The sequence below is a fragment of the Leptospira mtsangambouensis genome (assembly GCF_004770475.1).
Classification (GTDB): domain Bacteria; phylum Spirochaetota; class Leptospiria; order Leptospirales; family Leptospiraceae; genus Leptospira_A; species Leptospira_A mtsangambouensis.
This window is the reverse complement of sequence record NZ_RQHK01000002.1, coordinates 111930-123794: the sequence shown is the minus strand read 5'-3', so window position 1 is coordinate 123794 and position 11865 is coordinate 111930. Positions and strand designations below refer to the sequence as shown.

Annotated in this window: 5 protein-coding genes; 3 read left to right on the top strand and 2 right to left on the bottom strand. The window is 37.3% G+C overall.

All coding sequences use genetic code 11. From position 1 onward, the window contains the following. Positions 1-31 precede the first annotated feature (31 nt). The 3 genes from EHR01_RS00495 to EHR01_RS00485 are packed head-to-tail and all read left to right on the top strand — an operon-like array spanning position 32 to position 5185. Positions 32-1351, top strand: coding sequence for an O-antigen ligase family protein (locus tag EHR01_RS00495; RefSeq protein WP_135692545.1), 1320 nt, complete (start codon positions 32-34; stop codon positions 1349-1351). A gap of 4 nt (positions 1352-1355) precedes the next feature. Beyond that, positions 1356-3332 carry a glycoside hydrolase family 5 protein gene (locus EHR01_RS00490; protein WP_135692543.1) on the top strand — a complete coding sequence of 659 codons (1977 nt, stop codon included), beginning with the start codon at positions 1356-1358 and terminating at the stop codon, positions 3330-3332. Then, positions 3329-5185, top strand: a complete 1857-nt coding sequence (locus EHR01_RS00485; RefSeq protein WP_135692542.1) for an adenylate/guanylate cyclase domain-containing protein — start codon at positions 3329-3331, stop codon at positions 5183-5185. Before EHR01_RS00490 ends, EHR01_RS00485 begins: the two co-directional genes overlap by 4 nt. 139 nt (positions 5186-5324) lie before the next feature. Here the strand turns inward: EHR01_RS00485 and EHR01_RS00480 are convergent, their stop codons facing one another. Both EHR01_RS00480 and EHR01_RS00475 read right to left on the bottom strand, forming a co-directional pair. Beyond that, on the bottom strand, positions 5325-5969 hold the full coding sequence (locus EHR01_RS00480) for a hypothetical protein (RefSeq protein ID WP_135692541.1): 645 nt from the start codon (positions 5967-5969) through the stop codon (positions 5325-5327). Further along, entirely contained in the window at positions 5959-11847 is a 5889-nt protein-coding gene (locus tag EHR01_RS00475; RefSeq protein WP_135692539.1) for a TIGR04388 family protein, read from the bottom strand. The genes EHR01_RS00480 and EHR01_RS00475 overlap by 11 nt, the downstream gene beginning before the upstream one ends. Between the last annotated feature and the right edge of the window lie 18 nt (positions 11848-11865).

Below are 11865 nucleotides of genomic sequence, written 5' to 3'. Positions count from 1 at the left end.
TTGGAGAAAAGCATTAGTCTCATCCAAAGTTATGTTTTACCGAATCTATCGTGCTTTTCTCGCCTTGTCCATCATTTCCTGCGCCCTTTCCGTTTCATTAAGCCAACTTTTCTTACTCCTCTCATTTGTTTTTTTCCTCTTTCTTCCCGAAAAACCAAAATTCAAAAGTCCTTTGGTAAAAATTCTCTTCCTATTTTACGCCTGGCAAATTGTAACCGTTTTGTATCATTTCGCTGGATCAGGTTTCGATTTTCTTTCCATCAAACACGCGTTTCGTGATGAAATGAAAGACATTTTCCTTGTCACTGCCTTTGTGTCCGTTCAAGGGATCAAACCAGAAGACAGAAAATACTTATATAAAACATTTTTTATTTTTGCCCTAGTGATTGTTTTCACAGGATTTGTGTCCATATTCTCGATGACCAGGTTATCCAGATTAATTTCAGATTTATACAAAACTTCAGCATCTTGGCCTTACCAACACCATTATGGCAAAATTACGAACATTAATATTTATCTTCCGATTGGATTAATGAATACCCATCTTACCTTCGGTGGACTACTCGCCTTTATTTTCCCTGGGTTTGTTTTTCGTTTATATGAATCTTGGTATAAAAAAGAATCTATATCCAAAATTTCGACAAACGCCGTTTTGCTTTTGTTAGTATCTATCGTTTTTTTATTTAATAATGCAAGATCATCTCTTCTAGGAGCTTTGGTTAGTACAATTTTTGGAATCTATATTCTTGTTTTTGTCGATAAAGATATATCTAAAAAAATGTTAAAACGCATTGGGGTTTTTATCCTTTTGATTTTGGTTTTTGTTTTTGTAGGCTACAAAACCACAAGTGCAGTCAAAAGAGTGGTAGATCCATTGTTTGGTGGAGAAAAACATACTGACTCAGGAAGAACTTTTATTTGGGATTCCACATTTCCTTTAATCGAAAAAAATCCTATCTTCGGAATTGGATCTGGTAACTACCAAAAAGAAATCGAAATCTCAAGAAAAGAAAAAGAAAAAGAAAACAAGGAACTCAGTTTTTTTTATGAGGTCACACAAAGAGGACATGCTCATAATGATTACTTTCACTTAACTGCCGTCTTTGGTGGGCCACAGGGAATCCTTTATCTTATGTTATTTGGGATCATTCTATTTACCTTATTAAATGGGAACATACCTAAACAAATAAGGTTCATGACATATGGGCTTGTCGGATTTTTCTTTTCTGGACTTTTACAATGTTATTTTCAAGATGATGAAGTTCTAATTGTATTTTACTTTTTACTCGGCTATCTCAACCTCTATGTCGAGTCTGAAAAAAAGACAATTGATTCGAAGATAGAAGGTTAAATCGATGGCACCAAAAAAACTCTCACCCCAAGGCGAATGGTTTGTAGATGCAAATGGCAGAAAAGTTATTTTGCGCGGAGTCAATTTAGGTGGAGACACCAAAGTTCCTTATCCAAATGGTGGGACACAGTTTCCGTCCGATTTTTCTGACCACAAAGATGTTAGTTTTATAGGAAGGCCCTTTCCTCTTTCTGAAGCAGAGATTCACTTTACAAGACTCAAACGATGGGGGTTTAATGCACTTCGATTGTTAACCACTTGGGAAGCAGTGGAACACAAAGGTCCTAACGAGTATGATCAAGATTACTTAGATTATTTTACAGAGATCGTTCGTTTAGCTGGCGAATATGGATTTTATGTATTTATTGATTTTCACCAAGATGTTTGGTCCCGGATGACGGGAGGTGATGGTGCCCCTGGTTGGATCTTCAAAAAACTCGGCATTGATTACCGCAAACTTTCGGAAGCCGATGCAAGCCTAGTCATGCAAAGAGCATACGACTACACAAACCCAGGGATTCGTCAGGAAGATAATTATCCTACCATGTGCTGGTCACAAAACTACCGTTATGCTGGAAATGGAATTCTTTGGACTTTATTTTTTGGTGGAAGAGATTTCGCACCGAACTTTTTTATCAACGGTAAAAATGTTCAAGATTATTTACAAGGTCACTACTTAGGTTGTATGAAACAAATTGCAGAACGAGTCAAAGGTTTTGACTTTGTTTTGGGTTTTGATTCTTTAAACGAACCAGGCAAAGGTTTCATTGGTCGGGCCATGAATGATCGCGGTTTAAAAAATACAGAGGAAGATCCATCAAAACCTGGTCTTGGTTGGTCTCCCATTGATGCATTGTTTTCTTCTCATGGACATTCCATTGATTTACCATACCTCACCTTAAAAGTTTGGAAAGGTGGATTTGTTCCAACAAAAACAGTTACTGTAAATGAGAATCAAGTTTCTATTTGGTTGCCAGACTCTCCTGGTGATCCTTTTCAACTAGAGGGAGCATACACCATCACCAAAGACGGCACTCCCTTTATCGAAAAAAATGATTTTTTCCAAAAGGTAAATGGGCGTGATATCGACTTTGATGCAGATTACCTAATACCTTTTATGCGCACTGTTGGCGAAACCATCCAAGAGATTCGAAACGACTGGATGGTTTTTATCGAAAGAGAAGCATCAGATGCATTCACCCATCCTCATCTCAATGGAGAAGTTCCCAAACTTGCCGTAAACGCTGCCCATTGGTATGATATCCTTACCCTTTTATTCAAAACGTTTTTATATCCAATTGCAATTGATACCCTCACAAAACGTCCTGTATTCGGTAAGTCAGGTATTGAGGCAATGTATGTACGCCAGTTAACAAGAATTAAAAACACTGCCGACTCTGTTCCAGGAAAAATCCCAAGTCTCATTGGAGAGTTTGGAATTCCCTTTGACCTACAAGGTGGGAAAGCATACAGAGAATGGAAAAAGGGAAACCGTTCGCCCAAAATTTGGAAACGCCACGTGATGGCCCTCGATGCAATGTACAATGCAATGGACCAACTATTTTTATCCAATACTCTTTGGAACTACACTGCATCGAATGAAAACGATTTAATGGTAGGCGATGGTTGGAACCAAGAAGACCTCAGTATTTTTTCCAAAGACCAAATCATCCCAGGATCCGATCCTGATGTTTATGGAGGTGGGGGACGTGCGATCGAAGGATTCTGTCGCCCGTATGCAGCTTCCATCCAAGGTACCCCGATCAGAATGAAATATAATTTAGAAAACAGAGAATTTCATTTTGAATGGTTATCGGATCTTTCGGTTAATGAACCTTGCATCATCAAGGTTCCCAGATTCGTTTACCCCAATGGTGTACAAATTGTACTTTCTAATGCAGAAAAAATTTCTGAAACAGAAGGTGAATTAACAGTCAAAGGAAATGGAGGAAAGGCAACTCTCATCCTAAAACCACTATGATCGATTTACAATCTTTACTTCAAAAATATCCCTGGGAAGACAAATGGAAATCACTTGCGAAACCAATGGACTATCTCTGGGAAATAGACCTTCCCGTTACCAGAGAAGAAATGTGGCCTCACCTCATCGACACCTCTTCTCTAAACAAAAGAATGGGAATGCCACGATTTGATTATAAAGAAGTCGATGGAAAACTAATCGGGAAAACCAAAGTGGCAGGTTTTTCATTTGAATGGGAAGAAGTCCCTTGGGAATGGGAATACCTCAAAGAAATCTTTCATGCAAGAATTTACACCAAAGGTTTTGGACACTACATTAGAGGAAAAATATTTTTAGAGCCCTTAGGTGAATCGAGAAGCAGAGTATATGTTTACTTTGGCTGGATCCCAAGAAATTTTTTCATGCGGAAACTTTTAGAAGTAGTGATGCCAAAAATGGGTGAAGATTTTCGCAAATCTCTAAATGAAATTGCTGAAGAAATTAAAAAAGGAAAACACCAGAAAACCACAAAACTGGGAAAAGAAACTTCTTTTGTCCCTGATGCCCAATGGATTCACCAGGAAAAATTAGACCAAGAAAAAGACAGATTGATTCAACTGGGAATTTCAAAAGATACGGTGACTTCAATTTTTGATTGGATCAAATCAGCATCAGACAATGAACTTTACAGAATTCGCATAAAAGAAGTGAGTCGAAATTTAAACTTAGATCCCGACGAAGTTTTATTTCTGTTTTTACATGGCTGTCGACTTGGGTTGTTTACTCTCAGTTGGGACATTGTATGTCCACATTGCCGTGGCGCAAGGACTTCCCTTTCTCGCCTCAGTGACATCCCCTCCAAAGACCAATGCGAAGTTTGCGAAATTGATTTTGATACAACAGGTGTCAATTCGATAGAAGTAACTTTTCATTTACATCCAGGAATCCGAATCATCGAAAAACAAATGTATTGTGCAGCAGAGCCTGCAACAAAACAACATATACTCCTTACGAAAAAAATCGGGGGGAAAAAATCATTCTCTTCCAATTTGCTGATTGGTTCAGGAATCTTTCGACTCAGAAAAAAAGGAGAAAAAAAATATCGTTTAGTGGATATCAAACCAAACAACCAACAAACGGATATTTTGTGGTTACCTGAAACAAAAGAAGAAGAAATCAAAGTTTCACCTAAACCAAACCTTGTTTTTGAAAACGAATCAGAAGATGATATTACGATTGTATTGGAGGAAAGGAGTGAAGACCAAACAAGCCTAAGACCATCGGAAATTTTTGATTACCAGGAATTCCGAGACTTATTTTCAGAAGAAGCCATCGCCACAAACCTACAACTCGACATAGGCATCAAAACGATTCTATTCACTGATATAGTTGGTTCTACAAAGTTTTACGAATCAGAAGGTGACCATGGTGCTTTTTTACAAGTGCGCGAACACTTTATCAAAACCAACCAAATCATTCAAAACTTTCGTGGCGTTGTTGTCAAAACCATCGGCGATGCCGTTATGGCCAGTTTCTCTTCCCCCTTACAAGCGCTAAAGGCTGCTAAAGAAATGCAAGAATGGTTTCACCCCGAAAACAAACATACGCCCGTACGAATACGAATTTCAATCCATGCTGGGAATTGTTTGGCGGTGAACCTCAACAGTAACATTGATTACTTTGGAAACACAGTCAACTATACCGCAAAACTACAATCCGTCACCAATTCAGGAGAAATTTCCTTTAGCGAAACCATCTTTCGCGACAGAGACATCCGCGAATACCTTCGTGCTGGCGAAATCAAATTACGCAAAATAGAATTCGAACTTCCTTGGGCAGACCGAACCGATTTTGTGTATGTATGGAAAGTATAGAAGTCTGGGCGCCTCGCACTGGTTTGGTGCTCAGGAACTCACTTGTCCACTCGACCGCGCTTTCCGCTACAATCTTTCGCCAAGCGAAAGGATTTTCGCTTCAATCGCTGGCGCAGGGACCCTTTTAGGATACGCTGATTTATTTAGGAGGAGGCACTAAGTAGAGTTCGAAACCGTTGCGGATTTGAGGTTTTACGGTTCCGTTAAATTCGATAGAAAGATGTTTTGAATCCTTATTTTCCTTTAGGAAATCATAATATCTATTACCAATTGTAATTGATAGATGATATCTCTCGTCACTAGCATGAAACATTGAATCGCAGCTTATGTATTCAATTGGAAAGGTTAAATTTTCGCATTTCCCTGTTTGACAGGAATGTTTATACATCCAAGTACCTTTTTCTCTAAAAAATCTACCTTGACCGATTATTTGGTATTCATCCTCCATTTTAGATGGTCCTCCTTCTAAAATGGTAACCTTACCTAGTTCATCTACCAAAACATGTTTTGAATCTTGTTCCGAAATCGACCATTTAGTATTAGAAAATATTTGTTCAATTTGCGATGCTTGCACTTTCTGAAACATGTTATAGCATAATAACAATTCTTTTTTAGTAAGGCACGTTTCATCCTTCATATTTAGATACTTTTCGGATGTAGATGGGCAGCCTTCATTGATTTCCATATAAAATGGATTTGTATCTTCATTGACTGACACTTTATTTTCTTTACAATCCATATTAATGGTCAGGATCAAAGTAAAAACAATAAACTTAAGTTTCATTATTAGTTCCTACCCTAACCTGAGGTTTTAGTTCATAGAATTCCGATCTATTGAGGTAGTCTGAATGCTCAGAGGAAGCGAGTAATAATTTAATTCGTTCCTGCATCGCCTTTTTAGATAACTTACTCTTTTTCAATTCTTCTTCGATCTTTTGCGATAATACTTGCTTTGTCTCTGATCTTATCCACCGATTATCAATTCCTTTTCCACCCCGAGATTCTGCAATTTGATACTCAAAAATCCCTAGCTCCTGATTAAATCGTTTGTCTGTAATTATGTACACATGGTCTGATTTTACTGCTGAAATCTTACTATCAGGTAAATTTTCATTTGCCCGAGTGATTCCAATCAGTCCCACACTCAGTTCTTTAGCCTGAAAATTGGTTTTGTGGTTTGCCAAATCCTGGCTTGTGGTAATACGATCGGAAACCAATGTCATAAAGTTAGATGCTTGGCGAAAGTATTCCACTCCGTTATAATGTGCATTTCGATTGTCATATTCTAAATCCATATTTTTCATTTCATCTGGCATTTGGTACAGTTCGGTGTTTAAGTTCGCAAAACTTCCATTAGTTGTTATTCCGGAAGCATTTAAAACCGCTCCGATAAAGCGAATGCAATCAAGTCCATCCACGGCGCGAAATCCATTTGCATCTACAGGATTTACTGCTGATACATCTTTTTTTCCATCGATGATTTTATATTGGTCATAAGAAATTTTCCCTTTCAGAGATTTCCCTAATAACTTTGCCACATTCACGGCATGTTCGGTGACAAGTTCTTTCGTAGAGAGATCTACATTTTGGGAAGCTTCTGAAATTTCTTTTCCCAATCGTTTTAAATAGGCTGCATTGGTTTCTTTTTTGGTATCATGATTCAAATTAATTCGTGCCAGTGCCTCTGTTGAAGAAACTAAGGTCGTCGCTTCTGGGTTGAGTGGATACAATGAACTACCTTCTCGCAATCGAATGTATTCCTTTAGTTCTTTTTCAACCTTGGCGGGAATTGGAACATCTTTATCTCCCCTTAGTTTTTTTAACTTTGCTTCTATTTCTGTTGTATCTGCTCCAGCTTTACGTAGTTCATAAAGTTTTTTTTCCGTATCGATACGACTATCTTTGGAATAATCATCAATAATACTGGCTTCGATCTTTTTTATCTGTTCGCTCTGCGTTTTTTGTTTCTCATCTGAACTAAGATTCTTCTTGTGATTGGTATTTTTTTCTATGGTAAATCCATCAGCAAATTTTGATACAATCTCCCCAAATCGAAGGATCCCACTCTTCAATGGATTTGTTAAATTTCCTAATACAGAATTTCCCGAAGAAGCTCCGATGGACAAAGATCCAGAATCAGAACCAACAGCAATAGAATTACTAAGACCACCACCAAAACGATTTCTTAAACCTAATCCTAAACCAATTCCGCTTAATAATAAAGTTCCCATAGTACCTGCTGCCGTTGCAAAGTCAGTAAATGGATCAGAATCATTATCTTGTAACAATACAGTTGCCCCATCACCGGAATCGCTAACATCCTGGGCAGCATTGATATTCTGTTCGGCAAAATTCATTTCTGACATTTCAAATCCATCTTCAGAATTAGTTCCTAAAGTTACCCCTTGTAACTCAGATGAGGCGGAAATTCCATTTTTATCAATCGAAGATTTCAAACCTAATTTCGAAATGGGATCTGTATACCCAATACTACCACTAAACCCACCTCCATTAAGATCATACATCATAGAATAATTCCAGTCTGTCCTAGTTCCTTTTCCAGTAGGATTATAATTAAATCCAATGTTAGCAGCACCGTTTGTTGTCACATCTGCGGCAAATTGCACCCCTCCCCCTAGTGACTTAGAAGCTTGTAAGGAGGTATTTCCATTTTCAGAAAAACTCAAACTTACATTACTAATCGCATTTCCAATGCCTAAAGATCCTCCCCAACCATTTTTATCTGAATAAGTAACACCTACTCCAGGAACCATCCCCTTAAAATATCCAGACTGAATTTTACCCATCCCTTGAGATATTCCTCCTAACACACCATTGGCGAATCCTGCCAATGCTCCCTTGGGACCTTCATGGCTACCCGCGATGGTCTGTACTAATGTGGATGCCACAGCTTGCCCTATTTGTGTTGTCGCAGGTAATAATCCATTAGAGATAGTGCTGATTGCCTTTCCGATAGATGAAAGCATAGAATTAACACCCGTTAACATACCACTGGCCCCGAAGGTAATTGCTAATGATGCTGCATTGACAACCGTTTGTCTAACCGCATTCGATCTTGCTTTTTTATCTGATTTTTGTTTTTGATAAGAAGAATAAGTGGAACCAACGATTTGGCTGATGGTATTCTCATCAACCCCCATCGATTTTGCTAATTCTTTGGCGAGTGCTTTTTTCCCAAGTTCCTCCACAACTGCCTTTGAATCTCGTAAATTCAGATACTGACTTTGGTATTTTGTCCAACTCGCTTGCATACCAAAAGCTTGCAAAGTATAACCAAAACTTGTACTTGTGGAAGCATTTTGATTTAAACTCCCCGCATTCAAAATTCCATTTGTATCTTCCATGATGGATAGGATTTCATCTTCCCGAGTACCAAATGCAACAACAGCAGTCTTCACAATCCCTCCAAGGGCACCAACCATTTGCGATCCAATATCCATAATGGGATTTTTTGCCATCGCTTTATTCGCTTGTTTTGCTTTGATTTGATTGTATTTATCACCTAACATTTTTGAGATGGCATCGACTGGTATACCCGTACTTTGTGATATTGCCATCGAAACCCCATTTTGAACTAACCTCTGCTCGTTTTCTTTAATTTCCTGAAGTCTTTTTTCTGGGCCTGTCATTTGATCGTTAATTTTGTTATATTGTCTTTCCCCAATTAAATTTTTAAACATCCCTACATGGGGAGCTAAAGACGCATTTAAAATCATTGTAGATTGGCCTAAGGTAACTTGATCCAAAACGTTTAAGCTAGAAGTAATTGTTTTTGCAGCAATGGATTCAATTGCTTGTATGGGATTTTTTAAAGATACAAATTGGTTTCTAGATTGAATTTTTTTAGCGTCGATACGTCCTCTCATAAAATCAATCAACATTGTTGCGGTTTGAATATCAGCTTCACTTCCACCTGTTGCTGCGATCCAGGCCTTTGCTAATTCACTATTGATTGCAGAATCAAGTTTTCCTTTTAGAGATGCCTTCACACCCCCAATACCTCCAGTCAAATAAGCAACTGCTAACTCCTGGACCAAAGATTCTAGATTTTCTTGACTTTCCTTTCTTGCTAAAAATAAATCCTTATTTCGATTATCTTTTTCTTGAATAGAATTAATATTTGAGTGAATGGATTGTTTGTCTCTCTGAAGTGAGTTTGTTAAAAACGATTGTGCAGTATCTGCTTTCTTTTGAAAGAGTGTTGCCCAATCATCTTCATTCCATGGAGTAAAAAAACTATTCCCATTGGGAACATTAATTTTCCCTATGGAACTTAACTGAATCTGACGAATTTCTTCTGTTTTCCCTGCATTGTATTGACCTTCTGCATTTTTACCAGCCAATAAACCATTATAAATTTCTTTCTTTAGTGTAAGGATACCATTTTTGCCGTCGATCGCCACATCATAATCTTTCTTTAATAAGTTTTTGCATATATCAGCATTTGGATTTTCATAACAGGAGCCAAACCGATTTTGTTCTGCTTCGGTCAGTTGCGTAGTTTCATAGCTGCCAAGTAAAATTCTTTCTTCTTTTGTCAACTCACGCCCACCTAACAATTCCCATTGAATAGAATAAGCCATTTGGTTAATTAGTTTTTTTTGTTCTGAACTTTGAATTTGTTCTAAATCACGATTCATTTGCAAGAGAGAACCATATTGACCCACACCTGTAATGGTTTTATGAAATTCTTGTAATAACCCATTCCCTCCAATTTGGATTCCCTCTGTTGATTCTCCAAAATCTGCTAAGGTTTGATATTCCAGTAAATTCGATACAGAGAATTCTTCTTTTTTAAGATTTGGTGTCCATGCTGAAATAGAGGGTGCAGGATTTGCTTTTAATTCACCTGCTTCGTATAACTCTGCCCAAGATTTTAATCCGGTATGTTTCTCCTCTTCTAAACTTTTTAACCATGTTTCCTTTGAACGTTCAATTTCCGAACGATTGACTTCTAATTTTGCAGTCGCCTCCAGAAGAAGATTGTTTTTATTTTCTTTCCATTCCTCGTAACGATTAGAATAATCTTTTACTTTTGATTCCCAATGCGAAACAGCAGGTAACAAACTTTTCTGAAAATAGTTCGATTGTCCATCTAACTGAGAATAATTATCTTTCCAATACAAAGAAGATTGAGAGGAATTTTCATCATACATTTCATAAATAATAGAATAACCGACAGCACCCATTTGGAAACTTACAGTTCCTGGCGTAAGAATTGTTAGATAACGATCGGCAGTCCAGTATCCATATTTAGTTTTTCCATCTAATAACAAATTTCCACGTGTGTATGTTGACTGATCAAAAGGAACGTAAAAATCTCCAATTTTTTGATTATTAATAAAATGATATGCATCCGTATACAAATTAGCTGCCACCAAGGATTGCACTCGTCTTCCTTCACCTAACCGCTGATTAATAATTGATACCAAACGATCAGTATCAGAATGATGAATCGATTGAAAGATTCCTCTCATCTCAAGATCATAAACATTGAAAAAATATCCTACTTCACCACCTCCACCAGTTAACCAGTTTTCGTATGTATATGCCGATGAAAGATCATGGTAAGTTTGATTGCGAAGCCTCCATTCAGCTCCTGCCAAATCAAAATTTGATTTTGATTGGGTTAGCTGAATTTGAAATCCAGTTTGGTATGTATAAATTTGGTCTTTAAAAATAGTATATTCTGAAAATGCCTTACTTGATTCATCAGATAAAAAATCTTTCATTTGCGTCGATATGGATGTTAAAATTGAATCTGGATCAATATCAGGCTGGTTTAACTGAATAGAAAGATCCCCAATAAACTTCGAAAATAACCTACCGGCTTCGTTATAGGTGCCATCATAATTTTTATATTGGCAACCTGAGGAGACAGAACAAGAGGCATCCAAACCTGTTTTTAGTTCCGAGACAATTTCGCGTAAAGCTACTTTAACCGTATCCTTATATGAATTAATTGCATTTAGATTTTCGGAAAACTGGTTTTCTGTATTGGCCAAAGATTGGACATACGATTGGTAATCGTTTTCAAGTTGTGATATTGAATTTGCAAAAGAATCCAAACCTTCTTGCCTGGTTTGATCCCATTGAAACTCCCACTCTTTTGCAGATTCTAAAATTTGATTTCTGTTTTCTGCAATCTTACGTTCTTCAGATGTAAAATCCTCATACAAGGCCTCCTGTCCAATTCGAGTGAAATACAAAACATCTATTTTACCAGTTTCTAATTTCTCTAAAAAAACATTTCGATTGTCAAAATAATCATCAAGCAAGTCCCTTTCCCATGCAGAATAGAAAACCGAAATTTCTGAAACGAGAGACCTCCTTCTTTCATCAAGATATCCTTCGTTAGAAACAAAACTGTCTTCTCCTTTTTCTTCTGAAAGTATTTGCTCAATGATTCGATTTGCATTTTCTTCCCACTCCCCCATCGACAAATACAAAACTTCATGAACTTTAGATTCCCATTCGTCGACTGAATTGGCAAAGTATACATTTCCATAAAATTCAGAATATGAAGAAGATTGGTAAGTTGGAGGAGTCCAAGATTCTAAAATGGATTGCCCAACAATAGCATAAGTAAAACAGAAAAAACTGATTAAAACAAAAAAGCAAAAAGAGGATTTTGAATTCATAGAGAACCTCAGTTCTCT

Bases quoted from the DNA above. Each gene is read 5' to 3' on its own strand.
- EHR01_RS00485 (WP_135692542.1), top strand. From the start codon at position 3,329: ATGATCGATTTACAATCTTTACTTCAAAAATATCCCTGGGAAGACAAA.
- EHR01_RS00475 (WP_135692539.1), bottom strand. From the start codon at position 11,847: ATGAATTCAAAATCCTCTTTTTGCTTTTTTGTTTTAATCAGTTTTTTC.
- EHR01_RS00480 (WP_135692541.1), bottom strand. From the start codon at position 5,969: ATGAAACTTAAGTTTATTGTTTTTACTTTGATCCTGACCATTAATATG.
- EHR01_RS00490 (WP_135692543.1), top strand. From the start codon at position 1,356: ATGGCACCAAAAAAACTCTCACCCCAAGGCGAATGGTTTGTAGATGCA.
- EHR01_RS00495 (WP_135692545.1), top strand. From the start codon at position 32: ATGTTTTACCGAATCTATCGTGCTTTTCTCGCCTTGTCCATCATTTCC.